Origin of the sequence: Streptomyces hokutonensis (assembly GCF_042751305.1) — a bacterium.
Taxonomy (GTDB): Bacteria; Actinomycetota; Actinomycetes; order Streptomycetales; family Streptomycetaceae; genus Streptomyces; species Streptomyces hokutonensis_A.
Genome location: NZ_JBHYWD010000019.1, coordinates 123,266 through 143,010, shown reverse-complemented (window position 1 = coordinate 143,010; position 19,745 = coordinate 123,266). Strand labels below are relative to the sequence as shown.

At 70.6% G+C, this 19,745-nt stretch carries 16 protein-coding genes and 2 pseudogenes; 7 read left to right on the top strand and 11 right to left on the bottom strand.

All coding sequences use genetic code 11. The annotated features are described in order from the left end of the window. Nucleotides 1-48 precede the first annotated feature (48 nt). On the bottom strand, nucleotides 49-402 hold the full coding sequence (locus tag ACFXC1_RS37685) for a VOC family protein (protein ID WP_381251521.1): 354 nt from the start codon (nucleotides 400-402) through the stop codon (nucleotides 49-51). Nucleotides 403-451: 49 nt separating this feature from the next. Next, nucleotides 452-1,033, bottom strand: a pseudogene (locus ACFXC1_RS37680) (ABC transporter permease); the annotation flags it as partial. Between ACFXC1_RS37680 and ACFXC1_RS37675 the strand changes: the two are divergent. Continuing rightward, nucleotides 1,034-1,291 (top strand): annotated as a pseudogene (locus tag ACFXC1_RS37675) (hypothetical protein); the annotation flags it as partial. 39 nt (nucleotides 1,292-1,330) lie between these two features. Here ACFXC1_RS37675 and ACFXC1_RS37670 read toward each other — a convergent pair. Then, a complete protein-coding gene (locus ACFXC1_RS37670; RefSeq protein WP_381251519.1) occupies nucleotides 1,331-1,993 on the bottom strand; it encodes an MmyB family transcriptional regulator in 663 nt (220 codons plus the stop codon). 223 nt (nucleotides 1,994-2,216) lie between these two features. On the opposite strand from ACFXC1_RS37670, the gene ACFXC1_RS37665 reads away from it, so the two are divergent. After that, nucleotides 2,217-2,873: a helix-turn-helix domain-containing protein gene (locus ACFXC1_RS37665; protein ID WP_381251518.1), complete on the top strand. Its 657-nt coding sequence runs from the start codon at nucleotides 2,217-2,219 to the stop codon at nucleotides 2,871-2,873. Between the two features lie 33 nt (nucleotides 2,874-2,906). On the opposite strand, the gene ACFXC1_RS37660 is transcribed toward ACFXC1_RS37665, so the two are convergent. Then, nucleotides 2,907-3,932: an alpha/beta fold hydrolase gene (locus ACFXC1_RS37660; protein ID WP_381251516.1), complete on the bottom strand. Its 1,026-nt coding sequence runs from the start codon at nucleotides 3,930-3,932 to the stop codon at nucleotides 2,907-2,909. A 218-nt stretch (nucleotides 3,933-4,150) separates the two neighbouring features. Between ACFXC1_RS37660 and ACFXC1_RS37655 the strand changes: the two genes are divergently transcribed. Beyond that, nucleotides 4,151-4,378: a hypothetical protein gene (locus ACFXC1_RS37655; RefSeq protein ID WP_200677520.1), complete on the top strand. Its 228-nt coding sequence runs from the start codon at nucleotides 4,151-4,153 to the stop codon at nucleotides 4,376-4,378. A gap of 7 nt (nucleotides 4,379-4,385) precedes the next feature. Here ACFXC1_RS37655 and ACFXC1_RS37650 read toward each other — a convergent pair whose 3' ends face one another. Together ACFXC1_RS37650 and ACFXC1_RS37645 are read right to left on the bottom strand one after the other, a co-directional pair. Continuing rightward, nucleotides 4,386-5,066, bottom strand: a complete 681-nt coding sequence (locus tag ACFXC1_RS37650; protein ID WP_381251514.1) for a 4'-phosphopantetheinyl transferase family protein — start codon at nucleotides 5,064-5,066, stop codon at nucleotides 4,386-4,388. Continuing rightward, nucleotides 5,014-5,922 (bottom strand): metallophosphoesterase family protein, encoded by a 909-nt coding sequence (locus ACFXC1_RS37645; protein ID WP_381251512.1) that lies wholly within the window; start codon nucleotides 5,920-5,922, stop codon nucleotides 5,014-5,016. The genes ACFXC1_RS37650 and ACFXC1_RS37645 overlap by 53 nt, the downstream gene beginning before the upstream one ends. 334 nt (nucleotides 5,923-6,256) lie before the next feature. On the opposite strand from ACFXC1_RS37645, the gene ACFXC1_RS37640 reads away from it, so the two are divergent. Further along, complete coding sequence (locus ACFXC1_RS37640) at nucleotides 6,257-7,405, top strand: ATP-grasp domain-containing protein (protein ID WP_381251510.1); 1,149 nt, start codon at nucleotides 6,257-6,259, stop codon at nucleotides 7,403-7,405. 154 nt (nucleotides 7,406-7,559) lie between these two features. Beyond that, nucleotides 7,560-9,245 carry a carbohydrate binding domain-containing protein gene (locus ACFXC1_RS37635; protein ID WP_381251508.1) on the top strand — a complete coding sequence of 562 codons (1,686 nt, stop codon included), beginning with the start codon at nucleotides 7,560-7,562 and terminating at the stop codon, nucleotides 9,243-9,245. A 3-nt stretch (nucleotides 9,246-9,248) separates the two neighbouring features. Here ACFXC1_RS37635 and ACFXC1_RS37630 read toward each other — a convergent pair whose 3' ends face one another. From ACFXC1_RS37630 to ACFXC1_RS37610, 5 genes are all read right to left on the bottom strand, one after another. Then, nucleotides 9,249-10,133, bottom strand: coding sequence for a sulfotransferase family protein (locus ACFXC1_RS37630; RefSeq protein ID WP_381251506.1), 885 nt, complete (start codon nucleotides 10,131-10,133; stop codon nucleotides 9,249-9,251). Between the two features lie 177 nt (nucleotides 10,134-10,310). Further along, on the bottom strand, nucleotides 10,311-11,561 hold the full coding sequence (locus ACFXC1_RS37625) for an alpha-L-fucosidase (protein WP_381251504.1): 1,251 nt from the start codon (nucleotides 11,559-11,561) through the stop codon (nucleotides 10,311-10,313). Between the two features lie 193 nt (nucleotides 11,562-11,754). Continuing rightward, nucleotides 11,755-14,814: an alpha-mannosidase gene (locus ACFXC1_RS37620; RefSeq protein WP_381251502.1), complete on the bottom strand. Its 3,060-nt coding sequence runs from the start codon at nucleotides 14,812-14,814 to the stop codon at nucleotides 11,755-11,757. 102 nt (nucleotides 14,815-14,916) lie between these two features. Beyond that, a complete protein-coding gene (locus ACFXC1_RS37615) occupies nucleotides 14,917-16,254 on the bottom strand; it encodes a 6-phospho-beta-glucosidase (protein WP_381251500.1) in 1,338 nt (445 codons plus the stop codon). Further along, nucleotides 16,251-17,015 carry a DeoR/GlpR family DNA-binding transcription regulator gene (locus ACFXC1_RS37610; RefSeq protein ID WP_381251498.1) on the bottom strand — a complete coding sequence of 255 codons (765 nt, stop codon included), beginning with the start codon at nucleotides 17,013-17,015 and terminating at the stop codon, nucleotides 16,251-16,253. Before ACFXC1_RS37610 ends, ACFXC1_RS37615 begins: the two co-directional genes overlap by 4 nt. 127 nt (nucleotides 17,016-17,142) lie before the next feature. Here ACFXC1_RS37610 and ACFXC1_RS37605 point away from each other — a divergent pair, with 127 nt between their 5' ends. Continuing rightward, nucleotides 17,143-18,162, top strand: coding sequence for a carbohydrate kinase family protein (locus ACFXC1_RS37605; protein ID WP_381251497.1), 1,020 nt, complete (start codon nucleotides 17,143-17,145; stop codon nucleotides 18,160-18,162). Between the two features lie 119 nt (nucleotides 18,163-18,281). After that, nucleotides 18,282-19,559, top strand: a complete 1,278-nt coding sequence (locus tag ACFXC1_RS37600) for an ABC transporter substrate-binding protein (RefSeq protein WP_381251495.1) — start codon at nucleotides 18,282-18,284, stop codon at nucleotides 19,557-19,559. Nucleotides 19,560-19,745 lie beyond the last annotated feature (186 nt).

The window sequence follows — 19,745 nt, the reverse complement described above, 5'->3', positions numbered from 1 at the left end:
GAGGACGGTGAGCCGGAACGGACCGGGGACAACCCCACTCGGGGGTGCTTACTGGCGTCGCTGCCCGAGGACGCAGAACTCGTTGCCCTCGGGGTCCGCCAGGACGACCCACGACTGTTCGCCCTGGCCGATGTCGACCCGCCGGGCGCCATGGGCCTCCAGACGGGCCACCTCGGCGGCCTGGTCGTCGGGCCTGAAGTCGAGGTGCAATCGGCTCTTGGACTTCTTGCTCTCGGCGAGCCGCACGAAGTCGATCCCCGGCAGGCAGTCCGGCGCCGGACGGATCTCGAACTCGTCCTCGGAGGAGTGGACCACCACCCAGCCCAGGGCCGTGGCCCACCACTGGCCCAGGGCCGCCGGATCCTCCGCGTGCACGATTACCTGTTCCCATTCCAAGGTCATCCGCAGAGCTTAGACCGGTCCACGCCCCGGAAAACAGGTGCTCAGGGCCTCAGACCCGGCTGGCCGTGGCCGTGTCGGCGGACAGCCGCTGGGCGACGTAGATCGGGAGCACGGAGAGCAGGACGAGCACCGCGGCCACCACGTTGACGACCGGCGCCTGCTGGGGCCGGGTCATGTTGTTGAAGATCCAGATCGGGAGGGTCTGGATGCCGGGTCCGGCGGTGAAGGTGGTCACCACGATCTCGTCGAAGGACAGCGCGAACGCGAGCAGCCCGCCCGCCAGGAGCGCCGAGCGCACCAGCGGGAAGGTGACGTCGACGAAGGCACGGAAGGTGTCGGCACCCAGGTCCATGGCCGCTTCCTCGTACGACACTGAGGTGCGCCTCAGCCGGGCGACGACGTTGTTGAAGACGACGACGATGCAGAAGGTGGCGTGTCCGACGATCACCGTGAACAGGCCGAGGCCCACGCCGAGCGGCTCGAGTACCGTGCTGAACGCCGAGTTGAGGGCGATGCCCGTGACGATGCCGGGCAGTGCGATCGGCAGCACGACCACGAAGGAGATGGCGCCGCGGCCGAAGAAGCGGTACCGGGCGACCGCGAACGCGATCAGGGTGCCGAGCACCAGGGCGCCGCGGCGGACGTGCATCTACGGCGCTTCGAGGCGGCCGTGATGCCGATGCTGCGTCAACTCCCGGGGCCCGCACGGCTGGTGAACGCGCGCGGCCGGGTCGCCGCGTCCACCGACCCGAGTCAGCTGGTCGGTTCGCTCAGCAAGGGACCGGACTTCATGGAGGCGCTGGCGGCGGGCCGTGCCGGGTATGCGCGGGGGCTGCGGCTGGTGCCGTGCGACGGGGTACCGCTGGTCCTGGTCGTCGCCGAGCGCTGATCTCAACTCGCTTAGCACTCCTGCGAGTTGAGGTGGTGCTCACTCGCCCGCCGGGACCACCCTCAGGTGTCCCGCGCCGCGGCCCGGCCTGCGCGTCCTGGGCGGCGGGGTGCGGCGGGCCTCGCGCAGGACGAGTGTCAGCCGCGTATAGCCCATGTTCTCAAGGGTCTTGGGGGTCTCACCGACGATCCGGCAGTCCGTGACGCCCCAGCGCGGGTCGGGGTGCAGTACCGGGCGGACCGCGCCGTCGTGTTCCACGGCCTCCTCGCCCACCGCGCGGATCCAGTGCGGCAGGCCCTGCCGGTAGGCGGCCTCCATGATCGGGTCCTGGGCGATGTCGCGGCGGATCGCCTGCAGGCCGTGGTCGTGGCCGTGGCTCTCCACGACGGAGGCGAAGTGGGCCAGCATCGGCAGGCACCAACTCGACTCGTGCTCACCGAGAACCGTGCTCGCGTCGGGGTGGAAGAGCACGAAACGAAGGAAGTTGTCGCCCGGCATGGCCGTCGGATGCGGACCGACCGCCCGGAAAAGTGACTTGAACGCGCCGTTGGTCAACACCACGTCCCAGCGGTGGTCCATGACGACGGAGGGGAAGGGGACGGCCTCAAGCAGCGTGGCGTAGTCCAGCAGATACGCCTGGGCCTCGGGACTCTCGGGGGCGGGCCGCGGTGCGGACCGCTGCCCACCTGCCTGGTACGCCATCGGGAGGTCACCCCTCTTGCCTATGCGGCCTTCTCGCGGCGCCCTGATCCTGCTGCCCCGACTCTTGCCGTGTCAACTATCGTGGCATTTCATGCTTGTTGACGGCTGAAATTGGCCACAGTTGTGGCGAGACCTGGATGCGAGTTCGAACGAACCGCTACCCTCCGGGATGTTCACGGCCACCGTTTGTGAGAAGCCTGTGAGAGACGTAGGAGATCTGTCGGTGTCGGATGGCTTCGAGGTACCGGGCGCGACGGCGAAGGCCGTGCTGCCCGCCGTCGTCGACCGCGTCACCGCGCTCGCCGAGCGGCTCGACGTTCCGCAGGCCGAGGTCTTCCACGTGGGCCGGCTCTCCGTGGCCTCGGGTGTTCCGGACCCCGTGGTCAGGGCCCTGCTGAGCGGGCGCCCCGCGGGCGAGCCCGATGTGCAGTCCCGGTTCCTGCAGCGCCTCGACCTGTTGCGCCGCACCAGGCTCAAGCCCAACGGGCGCAAGTACACCCAACAGGAGATCGCCGACGGCGCGGGCATGTCGCGCCAGCAGGCGGGCGCGCTCATCAACGGCGACCGGCGTCCCACGATGGAGCACTGCGACGCGCTCCAGCGCTTCTTCCGGGTGCACGCCGGATTCCTCACGGCCGAGGACCCCGAGGCCCTCGCGGGCGCCCTCCAGCGCACCGAGCAGGAGCTGTTGCAGAAGCTCGCCGACCGTGAGCGGGCGGCGGCCGAGGCCGCGGGAGATCCGCTGGAGCGGCTGCTGCAGGACCACGGGGTGCGCGGAATCGCCTGGCGCGCCGCGCAGTTGCCGACCGACCAGCACCGCGACAAGGTCGCCGAGTGGCTGGACATGCTCCTGGAGAGCGTGAAGCGCCCCGAGTCGTGATCCGGGGCCGCCCGGACGGGAGTTGACGTCTCGTCAGGTGGCGCTTCGTTCGCTCGCCTCCCTCAAGTCCCGTTCCGTCGCGTCGCCCTGGGCCGTGACTCCGGGCCGGCCCTCGCACAGGAGGTCGCGCCAGTGCTCGCGGCTCCAGTGGGCCGGGGTGGTGGTGCCGGTGAACTCCCTCACCAGGGCGAGGAATCGGGCCGGGTCGGTGTGGAACGGGAAGTGCCCCGCCCCCTCGAAGATCTCCAGCCGGCTGCCCGGCATGGCCTCGTGGGCGCCGTGGGCGTGCCGTACCGGCACCACGCTGTCGCGGTCGCCCCACAGCAGCATCGTCGGCATGCCCTCGGTGAGATAGCAGCGGTCGAGCATGGTGACCACCTGGCCGCGCCAGTCGACGACCGCGCGCAGGGTGCGGATGAAGGCGTTGCGGGCGGTCTCGTCGGGCAACGCGTCGACGAGGGTGAGGAGTTCGGGGGCGTCCTGGCCGAGGTCGGTGTCGAGGAGCCTCATCAAGCCTACGGTGAGGCCGACTTGGAGGCGCATGCCGGGCAACCGGAGCGCGGACAGGGCGAGATGGGAGCCCGGAAGGGTGATGAGCCGCAGCACGGGGTTGACCTCGCGGCCCACACCACCGGCGCTGACCAGGATGAGCCGTTCGGTGCGTTCGGGGAACTGGTAGGCGAACTGCATCGCCACTCCCCCGCCCAGCGAGTGCCCGAGCAGGGTCGCGGACTCGATGCCGAGGGTGGTGAGCAGATCGCGCACGCCGTTGGCGTAGGCGGCGACCGAGTAATCGGCCCGCGGTTTGTCGGAGGCTCCGTGGCCGAGGAGGTCGGGGGCGATCACCGTGTGGGTGCGGGCCAGCTGCGGGATCAGTTCGGACCAGGTGGCCGAGGAGTCGCCGATGCCGTGGATGAGGACGAGCGCCGGGCCCTGGCCGGCCATGCGGAAGGCACGGCGGTATCCGTGCACGACGCGGTACTGGAGCGTGAGTTCCGCGTCGCCCACCGGGCGCAGCCGTGCGGCGCGCGCCGGGCGCCGTACCGGGACGTCCTCCACGTACTCGCCTCCCGTTCACCTGGCCGCCCGCGGACGGCCGAAAGCCCTTCCTCTCAGCGTAGGGCCGCTGTCCCACCGGGGATTTCGGGGACGTTTCGCCTCCGCTAAGCGGGCGAACCGGGGCCCGGGGAAACGGGATTGTCAGTGGCAGGCGGCAAGCTGGAGTCGTGCCACCGCCGCGCGGGGGCGCACGACGCCGATCAGGGGAGAGCCGTCCTATGCAGACCGCAGTGATGACCGACCGCGAGCGCGCCGCCGTCCAGGCCTATCTACGGCTGCTGCACACGGTCAGAGCCGCCTTCGACGGCCCCCCGGGAGACCCACGCCCGGTCCTGGTCCCACCTTCGGTGCTGGCCGAGGCGGACCAGGCTCTGACGGACGCCGGACTCGCGGGCAACGAGGAGGCGTTCTTCGGGCTGCTGGAGAGCTGGTGCCCGGAGGGATGACGAGGGGTCAGGGATGCGGGACCGTGATCGCGGTGGCGACCAGTCCCCGTCGTACGGTCCAGCGGCCCTCGAAGGTGTCGAGTCGCTCGCCGTCGACCACCGGGCCGGGGACGAGGAGACGGGCGCGCAGGCCGCCGCGCGCTTCGTCGCCGGGGTCGGCGAAGAGTTCGATGTCGGCCTCCGAGAAGTCCAGCCACTTCCCGGTGAGGGGGAACCAGGCCTTGTAGACGGACTCCTTGGCGCTGAACAGGAGCCGGTCCCAGTGCACGGCGGGCAGGTGGGCCGCGAGCCCTGCCAGCCGTTCCTGTTCGGCGGGCAGGGAGACGGAGGGGAGGACGCCGTCGGGGAGCGGTGCGTGGGGTTCGGCGTCGATGCCGAGCGAGGCGAGGTCGGTGGCGCGGGCCAGCGCGGCGGCGCAGTAGCCGTCGCAGTGGGTCATGCTGCCGATGAGTCCGGCGGGCCAGTTCGGTGCGCCGTGGGCACCGGGCAGGATCGGCTGCGGGGGCACGCCGAGCTTCTCCATGGCGCGCCGGGCACAGGCCCGTACGGCGGTGAACTCGCGCCGCCGCTTGGGCACCGCGCGGGCCACCCGGGCCTCTTCCTCGGGGTACAGCGGGGCGTCCTGGAACCCCTCGTCACCGTGTGTCTCCACTGTCACCACGGACTCCGGGAGCAGCTCCTCGATCACCGGCTCCGACCTCCATCGGCAGGATGCGGCGCAGTCGTCCCGGGGGTTCCGGGCGTTTCTGCCACTCGCGGGGGTATCCCACGGACACCTCTTCGAAGCGGACGCCCTCGTGGTGGGTGGTCCGCGGGATGTGGAGATGGCCGTAGACCATGGTGTCCACGCGGAATCTGCGGTGCCAGTCGGCGGTCAGGGTGGTGCCGCACCACATGGCGAACTCGGGGTACCACAGGACCTCGGTGGGGTGCCGGTCCAGGGGGTAGTGGTTGATCAGCACCGTGGGCAGGGTGTCGGGGATCTCTGCGAGCCGGCGTTCGGTCCCGGCGACCCGGGCCCGGCACCAGGCCTCGCGGCTGGGGTAGGGGTCGGGGTGCAGCAGGAACTCGTCGTTGCAGACGATGCCGGTGCCGTGCGCGTACGTCAGTCCCTCGTCCTTGGTGGCGCAGCCGGGCGGGAGGAACGAGTAGTCGTAGAGGAGGAAGAGCGGGGCCACGACGACCGGGCCGCCGGGGCCGTCCCAGACCGGATAGGGGTCCTCGGGGGTGAGGACGCCGACTTCCCGGCACAGGGCGACGAGGTGGTCGTAGCGGGCGACGCCGCGCAGGGTGACAGGGTCCTTGGGGTGGGTCCACAGTTCGTGGTTCCCGGGGGACCACAGGACCTTGCGGAAGCGGCCGGCGAGGAGTTCGAGGACCCAGCGGACGTCGGCCACTGTCTCGGCGATGTCACCGGCCACGATCAGCCAGTCCTCGTCCGTGTGGGGGCGCATGTTCTCGACCAGGGCGCGGTTCTCGGCGTACCCGATGTGCAGGTCGCTGATGGCCAGCAGCTGTCCGGCACCGCCGGCCGTCGACTCCACCCTCGCCCCCTCCGCCTCCGCGCACGAATGAGGCCACGAGATCACATCCCGCCGTTCCACGACAAGACGGCGAGGCCGCCGGGAGGGCGGTCCGGACGGTGCTCCGGGCGGGGCCCGGGGCTGTCCGGTGACGGGAGTTCACTTGCCCGGTGGGCAGGATCGGGAAATCCGTAACACGGGCGTTGCACGCGGCACCCCTTGAAAGCCGTATGATCGCCCCAACACCACCGCCACGAACGCCTCTTCGCCGAGGGCGGTTTGGTGTCCCTCCAACCACCCTGGCCGGGCACGGCCTCGCTCCGCCGTGCCCGCGAACCCGAAAGGACGGCCCTGCATGGTCTCTCGCGTACGCGTCTGGCTCAACCGCACGTACGCGGAGAACGTGTTCTTCATGGATCAGCTGCGGAGAAATCCCAGCGATCGGGCCGTCGAGATCCATGCCACGCACGGCGACGCGGACTCCCCCGTACTGGCCGCGGCCGACACCGCAGACCTGGAGCCCGAGGGCCTGTCTCCGGCCGGTTACGTCGAGTACGCGCTCGACCAGTGCGCCCGCCGCGGCATCGACGTGTTCGTGCCCCGGCTGCACCAGTCGGAGATCGTCGCGCACCGCGCGGACTTCGAGGCGGTGGGCACCGCGCTGCTGGCGCCGACCCCCGAGGCCGTCGCCGTCTTCCACGACAAGGTGATCGCCTACGAGGCCGTCCAGGCCATCGGCGTGCCCGTGCCGCCGTGGTGGCGGGTCCGGACGGCGCCCGAACTCGTCGCGGCCGTCGAGGAGTTGGAGGCGGCCGGGCACAAGGCGTGCTTCAAGCCGGCGTCCGGCGCGGGCGGGGTGGGCTTCCGCGTGATCACGCGCGCCCCCTTCTCGCTCATGCACCTCAACGGATTCCCGAGCCCCTACGTCCCGCTCGACACGGTCGTCGCGGCGCTGGAGCAGGCCGACGAGCAGGTCGACTGGCTGGTCATGCCGCGTCTGGAGGAGCCGGAGGTTTCGGTGGACTGCCTGACCGGTCCCGACAACCTGGTCCGGCTCGCGGTGGGCCGCACGAAGAACGGCCGTCGGCGCGGTTTCACCCTGCACGAGCAGTGGCTGGAGCCGGCCCGCCGGATCGCGGAGGGCTTCGGGCTGCACTACCTGTCCAACATCCAGTTCCGGATGTTCGGCGACAAGCCGGTGCTGATGGACGTCAACACCCGTCCCGCGGGCGGCCTGCACCAGCTGTCGCTGTGCGGGGTCAACGCCCCTTGGGCGGCAGTGCAGTTGGCGCTCGGCGAGGACCCGGGGACTATGGAGCCGCCGTTCCTGGGCGCGGACTACGCGGTGGTCTCGGGACCGCGTCAGCTGCGTCCCGTGTCGCTCCCGCACCAGCGCGCGGAGGAGTCGGAGCCGCTGCTCCCGACGGTGCCGGCGCAGACCGGGACGGAGCCCGAGAGCACCCTCGCACCGGAGCTGGGCAGCCGCGCGGCGGCCCGCGCCTAGGCCTCTCGGGTCTCCCCTTCCCCCTCCGCACCACAACTTCATACCGGTCTGGACCAATCATGGAGCAGCATCTTGACACCGTGATTGGTCCAGACCAAATTGGTTGCGCACCTTCCAGCACTCCCGAACACCCCCATTCCTTCAGGGAGATCGCGTGCGCGACACACTCAGACGTTCCAGACGTCGCCTCCTCGCTCTGCTCGGTACCGCAGCCCTGGCCATGGCCGGGGCCATCGCGCTGCCCGGTACCGCGCAGGCGGCCAACGTCCTGACCAACCCCGGCTTCGAGTCGGGTTCCCTCTCCCCCTGGTCCTGCACCGGAAACCTCGGCTCGGTGGTCTCCTCGCCGGTGCACGGCGGCTCCAAGGCCCTTGCGGGCGCGGTGAGTTCGAGCGACACCGCACAGTGCTCCCAGACGGTCGCCGTGCAACCGAACACGGCGTACTCGCTCAGCGGCTGGGTGCGCGGCAGTTACGTCTACCTCGGTGTCAACGGCGGTTCCTCGACGTGGACTTCGTCCCCGTCGGCGTACGCCCAGTTGACGACGTCGTTCACCACCGGCGCCTCGCAGACCAGCGCCACCATCTACGTCCACGGCTGGTACGCGCAGGGCACCTACTACGCGGACGACATCAGCCTCGACGGTCCCGGCGGCGGTGGCGGTGGCGACACCCAGGCCCCGACCGCGCCGACCGGACTGACCTCCACGGGCAAGACGTCCTCCAGCGTGTCCCTGTCGTGGGGCGCCTCGAGCGACAACGTGGGTGTCACGGCGTACGACATCTACAGCGGTGCGAACCAGGTCCTCAGCGTCTCCGGTACGAGCGCCACGGTCAGCGGGCTCTCGTCCAGCACCGCATACACGTTCACCGTGAAGGCGCGGGACGCGGCCGGGAACTCCTCGGCGGCCTCCAACTCCGTGAGCGTCACGACGGACGCGGGCACCGGCGGCGGCACCGGGTTCAAGCAGGCCGCACCCTATCTGTACGAAGGGTGGGGCGACCCGCCGAACCCGGCGACGGTGATGGCGGCGACGGGCGTCAAGTGGTTCACGATGGCGTTCGTGCTGGACTCCGGCGGCTGCACCCCCGCCTGGGACGGCAGCCGGGCCCTGACCGGGGGCGTCGACCAGACGGCGATCAACCAGATCCGCGCGGCCGGCGGTGACATCGTGCCGTCGTTCGGCGGCTGGCAGGGCAGCAAGCTCGGCGCCAACTGTTCCTCCGCGAGCGCGCTCGCCGGGGCGTTGCAGAAGGTGATCAGCGCCTACGGTCTCAAGGCCATCGACATGGACATCGAGAACACGGACGAGTTCGAGAACGAGGCCGTCCAGGCGAAGATCCTCACCGCGCTGAAGACCGTCAAGGCCAACAACCCCGGTCTGAAGACGATCGTCACCTTCGGCACCTCGACCACCGGCCCGACGTACTACGGCAACCGGCTGATCGAGCAGGCGCAGTCGCTCAACGCCGGCATCGACGTCTTCACCATCATGCCGTTCGACTTCGGCGGCGGCGCCGACATGTACGGCAACACGGTCGCGGCGGCCGAGGGCCTGAAGACCAAGCTGAAGTCCACCTTCGGGTGGGACGACGCGACGGCCTACTCGCACATCGGCATCTCCGGCATGAACGGTCTCAGCGACCAGCAGGAGAACACCACTCCGGCGATCTGGACCCAGATCCGCGACTGGTCCAACTCGCACCACATCGCGCGGCTCGCCTACTGGGCCGTGAACCGCGACCGGCCGTGCGCGGGTGGCGGAGTGGTCAGCAACTGCTCCGGCATCAACCAGAGCACCTGGCAGTTCACGTCCATCACGGCCGGTTTCACCGGCTGAGCGTCAGCGTGGGGGTGCCCCGTCCGGGTACCCCCACGCCCGCGCCAACTCCGTCAGCCTGGACGGCAGTTCGACCGCCGGGTCGGCGGTGCGGGCGGGCTGGATCCAGCCCGACTTGAGGGTGCTGCTCCAGTCGCCGAGCTGCGGCCGGTAGACGCCGTGGTCCTTGCTGCCGTAGTCGAGCATGCCGCTCTCCCAGGGGACACCGAGGTACTCGCACAGGCCCCGGGTCGACTTCTCCGGTTCGGCGGTGAGGTCCTCGTACGTCAGCACATGGGCGTCGAGATGCTGCCGGGCCTCCTCCAACTTCTCGGCGTAGCCCAGGACTTCGGCGCGGATCGCCTTGTGGTCGGGGTCGTCCCGGCGGGCGGTGAGCGAGGCGACGACGGCACCGGGGTGGCGCAGCAGCAGGATGTAGCGGGCGTGCGGCCAACATCGGTGCAGGCGGGGCCAGATGAAGGTGTTGGGCGGGGTCTTGTCGACGATGACGTCCTTGCCGCTGCGCTGCAGTTCGAGGTGGAGGACCCGGTCCCACAGGACGTGTTCCAGTTCCTCCTTGTCGAGTGCGAGGGCTCGCATGGCGTCGTCGGTGAACTCGCGGGAGAGATGGACGTGCAGGGTGCGCAGATGCATCTCGTGCGGGGCGCGTATCCGGCTGTGGCTGTTCATCAGCACCCGCAGCAGGGTGGAGCCGGAGCGCACGGAGGACAGCACGAACACCGGCGAGTCCACCAGGCGCGGGGCGCGCGGCGCGGTGTAGCCGTCGGCGGCCGGCCGGGGCGCGGGCATCGCGTCGAGGTGGCGGCGCGGCGGGCCGACCGCCTGCGCCATCAGCCTCCCCCGCCGCCGCAGCCCCTTGCCGATCGCGGACATCCGCGGGTCTCGCATGCTGACACCTTTCTCTCGCCGTTCCCCCCGGATCCCAGAGGGGGCAGGCGAACTCCAGGTGTCACGGAGTCGAACGGCGCAAGCCGGAATCAGCCGAGAAGAGCCGCTGACCTGCCCGCTTACCGTTTCCTTAATTCTTGATGGGAACTCGTCCACACCCCGAGACGCGCACGGGTCTCAGAACCGGCCCGAGCCGCGATACAGCTCCAGTTCCCCGTCGAGTTCCACGGCCAGCACGGTCGCGTACGGGTCGAGGTCGGCCTCTGCGGGCGGGTCGATCCACAGTACGCCGACCGCCTCGTGCAGCCCGCCTATCACCCGGTGGGCGAGTTCGGTGCCGGTGCCGAGCACGGTGACCCTCCGGACCGGGGTGACCAGTCCCCGGACGCCGATCTCGGCACGTGGGACGTCGAACAGGGTGAGATAGAGGGTGCGGCCGTCGGCGGAGAGGGTGCTCGGCCCGTAGTGGTGCCCGGCCGGGAGGCCGCGGACCGTGCCGTACACGGCGTCGGAGTGCTTGCGGATCCACTCCCCCAGGCCTTCGAGTCGCTCGACCTGCGGCTGCGGGATGGTGCCGTCCTCCATCGGGCCGACGTCGAGGAGGAGGTTGCCGCCCCCGCCGATCGTCTCCGTGAAGTAACGGACCAGCTGGCTCAGCGACTTGTGGTTGTCGTCGTGGTGCTGGTAACCCCACGAGTCGTTGATGGTGAGGCACAACTCCCAGGGCCCGTCCGGGGGTTCGATGGGCGCGCCCTGTTCCGGTGTCGCGTAGTCGCCCTCGCTGAGCATGCGGGCGTTGAAGACGACGTGCGGTGAGTACGAGCGGATCAGCGCGGCGAGTTCCTTGATCCGCCACTGCTCCTCGCTGCGGTCCCACTCGCCGTCGAACCACATCAGGTCGGGCCGGTAGCGGGAGGCCAACTCCCGTATCTGGCCGTCCCGGTAGGTGATGAACCGTTCCCAGGCGTCCAGGTCCTCGAACTCGGCCGCGACCTCGGAGTACCGGTTGTCCTCCTGCTCCGGCGGGCGGCCCGGCTTGCGCGTGCTGGCGTAGTCGGGGTGGTTCCAGTCGGAGTGCGAGTAGTAGAGGCCGACCTTCAGGCCCTGCTCGCGGAGGGCGTCCGCGTAGCCGGTGAGGTAGTCCTTGCCGAGGTTGAGATCGCCGAACTCGGTGTCCCACAGGGCCACTCCGTCGTGGTGGCGGCTGGTGAGGACGGCGTACTTGGCGCCGGCGCGGGCGAACAGGTCGGCCCAGGCGCGCGGGTCGTAGTTGGCGCCGGTGAAGCGGCCGAGCTGGGACATGTACTCGTCGTGCGGCACGATGTCGTCGTAGAACGACCAGGACTCCTGGACGCCGTCGACGGCGTAGATCCCCCAGTGGACGAAGATCCCCAACTTGGCGTCGGTGAACCACGGTTGCATGGGCACGGCTGAACTCCTGTTGCGTACAAGGTCAGTTGGGGGAGGCCGGGGGGGGGGGGGCGCGGGGGGGGCGGGCGGGCGGCCCGGCGCGGGGGGGTTGGTGCGCGCGCGCCCCCCGGGGGGGGGGCGGGGGGGGTGGGGGGGGGGGGGGGGGGGGGGGGGGGGGGCGCGCGCCGCCCCCCCCCCCCCCGCCGGGGTTCTACTGGCCCGCGTCCGCCCGCTTCAGACGGAGCGTCAGGATCTGGAAGGGCCGCAGGGCGACGGAGACCGAGCCCTCGTCGAAGGAGACCTCCTCCTCCAGCGGGCGCTCCAGCAGGTCGGTGATCCGGGCGCCGGCGAGCGGGAAGCCCGTGCGCAGCGTGCCCTCGGCGCGACCGCCGTTGGACTCGTAGAGCCGGACCACGACGTCGCCGGACTCGTCGTCGGCGAGCTTGACGGCCTCGACGGTGATGCCGTCGCCGTCGACGGAGACGACCGGCTGCGGGGCGCCGCCCGAATCGGCCACCCGAAGCGGGAGGTTGAGGGCGTAGCCCTCGGCGACCGCGTCCTCGATGCTCGCGCCGGGCAGCAGCGAGTAGACGAAGCGGTGCCTGCCCTGGTCGGCGCCCGGGTCCGGGATGCGCGGGGCGCGCACCAGACTCAGGCGGACCGTGGTCGTCGTACCGCCGTCCTCGCGGACGGTGCGGGAGACGTCGTGGCCGTACGTCGAGTCGTTGATGACCGCGACGCCGTAGCCGGGCTCGGCGAGGTGCACCCAGCGGTGGCCGGAGACCTCGAAACGGGCCGCCTCCCAGCTGGTGTTGGTGTGCGTGGGCCGCTGGATGTGGCCGAACTGGATCTCGGCGGAGGAGTGCGCCGCCCGGATGTCCACCGGGAAGCCGGCCTTGAGGAACTTCTCGGCCTCGTGCCAGTCGATGTCGGTCTCGAAGTCGATGCGGGCGCTGCCCGAGCGGACGGTGATCGTCTGCACGATCTTCGAGCCCTTGCCGAAGGACCGTTCCACGCGGATCGCGCCGAGCAGCGGGTCCTGCTCGACGACCGTGATGGAGTCGGCGGTCAGCAGGTCGGTGAAGCGGTTCTTGTAGTGCTTGTCGACGTCCCACGCGTCCCAGTAGTTCGGGAGGTCGGTGTGCAGGCGCAGCAGGTTGCCCTGGTCCGCGAGGACTTCGCGGCCGCCGTGGCGCAGGTCGCGCACGGAGGCGAGCGTGCCGTCGTCGGCGAGTTCGACGCGGACGATGCCGTTGTCGAGGACGCGGTCGGTGACGGTCACCGCCTGCGGGACGTATTCGGCGGCCAGCGGGGCACTGCCGTTCGCGGGGACCGTCGCGTACATCGGGACGCCGGTCGCCGTGCGGATGACCTCGGCGCGGTCGTAGGGGCTGGTGTTGAAGACGCGGGTGCCACCGCCGCCCAGCGCGGCCACGGCGGCCGTCGTCAGCTCCTCCAACTCCGTTGCCACACGCGCGTATTCGGCCTCGGCCTCGCGGTGCACCCAGGCGATCGAGGAGCCCGGCAGGATGTCGTGGAACTGGTGCAGCAGGACCGTCTTCCACAGCCGGTCGAGCTTCTCGTACGGGTAGGCGTAGCCCGGTACGTGCAGGGCGGCGGTGGTCGCCCACAACTCGGCCTCGCGCAGGCGGTGTTCGCTGCGCCGGTTGCCCTGCTTGGTGCGGGCCTGGGAGGTGTAGGTGGCGCGGTGGAGTTCGAGGTAGAGCTCGCCGACCCAGACGGGGGCGTCGGGGTACTCGGCGCGGGCCTTGGCGAAGAACTCGTCGGGGTGCTCGACGACGACCTTGGGTGAGCCCTCCAGGTCGGCGAGCCTGCGCGCCCGTTCCATGATCTCGCGGGTGGGGCCGCCACCGCCGTCGCCCCAGCCGAACGGGGCCAGCGAGCGGGTCGCGTTGCCCTTCTCCTGGTAGTTGCGGACCGCGCGGGACATCTCCTCGCCGCTGAAGCGGGCGTTGTAGGTGTCGACCGGCGGGAAGTGGGTGAAGATGCGGGTGCCGTCGATGCCCTCCCACCAGAAGGTGTGGTGGGGGAACTTGTTGGTCTGGTTCCAGGAGATCTTCTGGGTGAGGAACCACTCGTTGCCGGCGAGCTTGGCGAGCTGCGGGTAGGCCGCGTTGTAGCCGAAGGAGTCCGGCAGCCAGACGCCCTTGGTCTCGACGCCGAAGTGCTCGATGAAGAACCGCTTGCCGTGGATGAGTTGGCGGGCGATGGCCTCGCCGCCGGGCAGGTTGCCGTCGGACTCGACCCACATGCCGCCGACCGGCGCCCACTGGCCGCGCTTGACGGACTCCTGGATGCGGGCCCACACCTGCGGGTAGTTGTCGCGGACCCACTCGTACTGCTGGGCCTGCGAGCAGGCGAAGATGAAGTCCTCGTACTCGTCGGCGAGCGAGGTCACGTTCGAGAAGGTGCGGGACGTCTTGCGCTTGGTCTCGCGGATCGGCCACAGCCACGCGGAGTCGATGTGCGCGTGCCCGACACCGGAAACGATGTGCGCGCTGGCGTTGGCGGGCTTGGACAGCACGGGCTTGAGCGCGGCGCGTACGTCGGCGGCCGTACCGGAGACGTCGTCCAGGTCGAGCAGGTCCATGGCCCGGTCGAGGGCGTGCATGATCTCGTGCCGGCGCGGGTCGTGCTCGCCCAGTTCCAGCATCAGTTCGCGCAGCACCTGGACGTCGAGGTCGAGGTGGAAGACCTCCTCGTCGAGGACGGCGAGATCGGCACGGCGGAATGTATACAGTGGACGGTCGCCTGCCGTCAGTACATCGCCGAGCGGGGTCGGCTCCGAGAAGTTGTTGGCGAGGATGTCGGGGTTGGAGGCCGCCTCGACCAGGTAGTCGATCACCTCGCCGCCCGTCGCCGGGTTGGCGATCGCCACGTACTGGTTGAGCGGGTTGACCGCCTTCAGCGGGGTCCCGTCCGCGAGGTGGACCAGGGCCTCGGCCTGGTTCCCCGGCCAGTCGCCCACGAACCCGAGGTCGATGACGGCCTCGACGCGCTTCCCGGCCCACTCCGCGGGCACCTCTCCGCGCATCCGGAACCAGGTGGTGCCCCAGGGCGGACCCCACGGCGTGTCCATCGCGAACGGCGCGTACGGCGCCGCCGCGGCCTCCTCGAAGGGGACGGGCTCACCGGGTGCCTGCCAGGCCTCGACCGTGAAAGGCGCGGTGGCCGCGTAGATCGCGGGCTTGATCCGCTGGTCATGGGCGCGCTGGACGCGCTCCTCGATCCGGCTGCGTTCGTCGTGCATGGGAAGTCTCCAGGGAACCAGGGAGCTGAGCTGCTGAGAGCTTGGGAGCTGTTGAGAACTCGCTGCCGAGATCTCGGGGGAAAGCGCTTACCGGGGCGGTGCCTACTTAAGGTACGCCAGGCCCGGGTGGACCTCGGTATAGCCCTCGACCAGGCGGCGTGCGACGTTCACGGAGTCGACCAGGGGGTGCAGCGCGAAGGCCTTCACGGCCGTCGTGCGGGAGCCGTTCTCGGCCGCCGCGAGGACCTCGCGCTCGACGCCCTTGACCGCGCAGACCAGACCGGTGGCGTGGTCGGGCAGCGGGTCGACGGCGACGGGGTGGGCGCCGTTGGCGTCGACCAGGCACGGCACCTCGATGACGGCGTCCGCGTCAAGGACGGACAGGGCGCCCTGGTTGCGGACGTTGAGGATCAGGGTGGTGCGCTCGTCGCGGGCGATGGCCCGCATCAGGGCGAGGGCGACCTTCTCGTACCCGCCGGAGAGGTCGTCGGCGTCGCGTTCGCCGGCGCCGGCGGTCTCCCGGTTCTCGGACATGTAGGTCGCCTCGCGCTCGGCGCGGGTGCGGTCCCAGGCGGTCAGCGCGGACGCGTCGGGGCGCTTCATCTCGTCGTAGAACTGGGCCTGTTGGTCGCGGAGGAACGCGCCGCGGGTCCGCTCGACCTCTCGGTAGGCGCGGACGGTCTCGCGGTTGAAGTAGTAGTAGTGCAGGTACTCGTTCGGGATGGCGCCGAGCGACTGGAGCCACTCGGCCCCGAAGAGCTTGCCCTCCTCGAAGGAGCCCAGCAGGTCGGGGTCGGCGAGCAGGCGCGGGAGTTCGTCGCGGCCGGCGACGCGCAGGCCGCGTACCCAGCCGAGGTGGTTGAGGCCGACGTAGTCGATGAAGGCCTCGCGCGGGTTGGCGCCGAGGACCTTGGCGATACGGCGGCCGAGGCCGACCGGGGAGTCGCAGATGCCGATGACGCGGTCGCCGAGGTGGCGGGACATGGCCTCGGTGACCAGGCCGGCGGGGTTGGTGAAGTTGATGACCCAGGCGTCGGGGGCGAGGCGGGCCACGCGCTGCGCGATGTCGACGGCTACGGGGACGGTTCGTAGACCATAGGCAATACCGCCGGCGCCGACGGTCTCCTGGCCGAGGACGCCTTCCGACAGTGCCACCCGCTCGTCGTCGGCGCGGCCCTCCAGGCCGCCGACACGGATCGCGGAGAAGATGAAGTCGGCGCCGCGCAGGGCCTCGTCGAGGTCGGTGGTGGCGGTGACCGTGGGGGCGTCGGGCACGGTGGCGGCCTGTTCGGCGAGTACGCGGGCGACCGCATACAGTCGACTGTCGTCGAGGTCGTGCAGCACCACTTCGGTGACCCGGCCCTCGCCGCGGTCGGTCAGCAGCGCCCCGTACACGAGCGGCACGCGGAATCCGCCGCCGCCCAGAATCGTCAGCTTCACGCTTTCACCTTTCCTGCCACGACGACCTCGACGCCCGCTTCCTCCAGGGAGGAACGGGTCACCGGGTCGACCGGGGCGTTCGTCACCACCGCGTCCAGGTCCTCGGGACCGCACACCTTCGCCATGCCCGTCCCCGGGAACTTCTGCGCGTCGGCGAGCAGGACGACCTTTTCACCGGCCTTGATCATGGCCCGTTTGACCGGCACCTCGACGACCGTCGTGTCCATCACCTGGCCGCCGGACCGCACGCCGCTGGTGCCGAGGAAGAGCCAGTCGGCGTGCAGCTGGCGCAGGTTGTCCTCGGTGAGGAAGCCCACCAGCGAGCGGTACTCGCGCCGTACCATGCCGCCGAGCAGCACCAGTTCGATGCCCTCGTCGTCGGCCAGCTCCTCGTAGACGACCAGGTTGCTGGTGATCACGGTGAGGCGGCGGCCGTGCAGCTGCCGGGCGAGCCGGTAGGCGGTGGTGCCGATGTCGAGGAGGACCGACTGGCCGTCCGCGACCATGGCGGCGGCGTGCGCGGCTATCGCGTCCTTCTCGGCCACCCGGACCTCGGCGACCTCGGCGAAGGGCTGATCGCCCTCGTCGGCCACGGCACCGCCGTGGACGCGGGTGAGCAGTCCGTCCTCCTCCAGTCTGACCAGGTCACGCCGGATGGTGGCCGGACTCACGCCGAGTTGCTCGGAGAGGTCGGTCACAGAGGCGGGGCCACCCGAGCGAAGGGCCCGCAGGATGAGTTGGTGTCGTCGTTCTGCCAGCACGCGGTGCACACTACTCGTCATCTTCAATCATTTCCATGCTCAGTTCTGCTCGGGTATTGACCAATCTCCCCGAGCAGCGCACGATTCCGGCATCGAAAATGACGAGTTTTGACGAGAGGTGGCGCGCGTGGACGACGACAGGCCCGATGTGCTGCTGACCGGGCTGCTCTTCTACGACCTCGTTCTCACGGGGCTGGGAAAGCCGCCGACGCCGGGCGAGGAGATCTGGACGGGCGGCATGGGCTGCGGCCCCGGCGGCATCGCGAACCTCGCGGTGGCCACGGCCCGCTTCGGCCTGCGCACCTCGCTGGCCACGGTCTTCGGTGACGACTTCTACGGCGAGTACTGCCGGGACGTCCTGTGCGACCAGGAGGACATCGACCTCTCGCTCTCCCGCACCGCGGACGGCTGGCCCACCCCCGTCACCGTCTCGCTCGCGACCGGTCACGACCGGGCCCTCGTCACCCACGGCCAGGAGCCCCCGTTCACGCAGGACGCGCTGATGGGCGACCCGCCCGAGGCGCGCACGGCGCTGGTGCACATCGAGGCCGAGCCGCGCGAGTGGATCGCCAAGGCCGCCGCGAACGGCACCCACGTCTACGCGGACGTCGGCTGGGACCCCACCCAGGAGTGGTCCCGCGACCTCCTCGACCAGCTCGCCCTGTGCCACGCCTTCCTCCCGAACGAGACCGAGGCGATGGCCTACACCCGCACCGACAGCGCGGTGGCGGCCCTCGGTACGCTCGCGGAGCTGGTGCCGGTGGCGGTCGTCACCCGGGGCGCGGACGGCGCGATCGCCGTCGACCAGATCACCGGGGAGTACGCGGAGGTGCCGGCCCTCGCCGTGGACGTCCTGGACGCGACCGGCGCCGGGGACGTCTTCGGGGCGAGCTTCGTCACGGCCTCCCTCGGCGGCTGGCCACTGGCCGAACGGCTGCGGTTCGCGGTCCTGGCGGCCGGGCTGTCCGTACAGCACCACGGCGGCGCCCTCGCGGCCCCCGGCTGGTACGGCGTCGACCGTTGGTGGCGCTCCCTGACCGATCCCGACCTGAAGCAGGCCTACGGCTTTCTCGCCGGCCGCCTGCCGCCGGACGTGGGCCCTCCGGTGCGCCACGCGCCCGTCACCCCGCCCGCCCGGCAGCACTGACCCGCACCCGATCCCCCGCTCGGTCCCAGAGCCCCACAGCACCCCCGCCCCACACCCGCAGCACCACCCCCTCAGCCCACGCCCCTCAGTACCACGCACAGGAACAACAGGAGTGACCCGTGGACCTTTCACGCAGAGGCTTCCTCCAGGCCGCCGCGCTCACCGCGGCGGCGTCCGGCCTGACCGTCGCATGCGGCGGCTCCGGATCGGGCGGCACCAAGAACGGCAAGAACCTCACCCTGTGGTACTGGGGCGGCGCGCTCAGCGACAAGGTGGTGGCGGAGGCGAAGACCCACTTCAGCGGTGCGGTCAAGCTGACGGCCTCCTCCATCGGCGGTGACTTCAAGCAGAAGCTCACCACCACCCTCGCCGCGGGCGGCTCCTCCGTGCCCGACATCACCGGCATCAAGGGCGAGGACATCGCGTCCTTCCTGCCCAACGCCTCCCGCTTCCTCGACCTGAACGACCTGGGCTTCAAGAAGCTCTCCTCGCAGTACCTGGGCTGGAAGACGAAGCTCGCCCAGACCTCCGACGGCAAGCAGATCGGTTTCCCGATCGACATCGGTCCCACCGCGCTCTTCTACCGCGAGGACCTGTTCGCCAAGGCCGGGGTGGCCACCGACCCCGACAAGGTCGCCGCCCTGGTCAAGACCTGGGACGACTACTTCGCACTCGGCACCGAGGTGCAGAAGAAGAACCCCGGCACCTTCCTGGTCAACAACCTCGGCTCCATGTTCGACATGACCGTCGGCCAGGGCACGCAGCGTTTCATCGACAAGAACAACCACTTCATCGGCGACCAGGACCACATCCGCGCCGCATGGACCACGTCGGTGCGCCCCTACACCCTGGGCCTCGACGCCAAGATCAACGACAACTCCTGGAACGCCGCCGTCGGCAAGACCCTCCTCACCGAGCTCGGCGCGGCCTGGCACGCGCTGGACATCGAGCAGGCGGCCCCTCAGACGAAGGGCAAGTGGCGGGTGTGCGCGATGCCCGTCGGACCGGCCAACCAGGGCGGCTCCTACCTGGCCCTGCCCAAGCAGTGCCGGAATCCCGAGGAAGCCTTCAAGATCATCAGCTGGATCCTCAGCCCGGCCAACGACGCCCGCGGGTTCACCGACGCCGCCATCTTCCCCGCCGCCCCGGCCGCGTACACGATGCCGGCCATGACGGGCCCCGACGCCTTCTTCGGCGGACAGAAGATCATCGAGATCTTCGGGCCGGCCGCCAAGGCCGTCCCGAACACCTACGAGGCCCCGGCCGACGCCGCCGTCATGGCCCCCTACAAGACGGAACTGACCAACATCGAGGCCAAGGGCAAGAAGCCCGACGACGCCTGGAACGACGCGGTCAGCCAGGCCAAGCAGATCGCCCGCCGCCAGGGGGTGAACTGAGGTGACCTCCCCTCCGGTCGCCGGTCCCGCCGCGGTGTCCGAACACCGCGGCGGGGCGGGGCCCGGCCCGGGGCGGGCCCCGCGCGCCCCCCCCCGCGGCACCCGCCGCCCCGAGAGGCGGGGCCCCCGGGCGGACGTGCGGCGGTGTCTGGCGTAGAAGGCCCGATAACAGATCTTCGCCGCGGG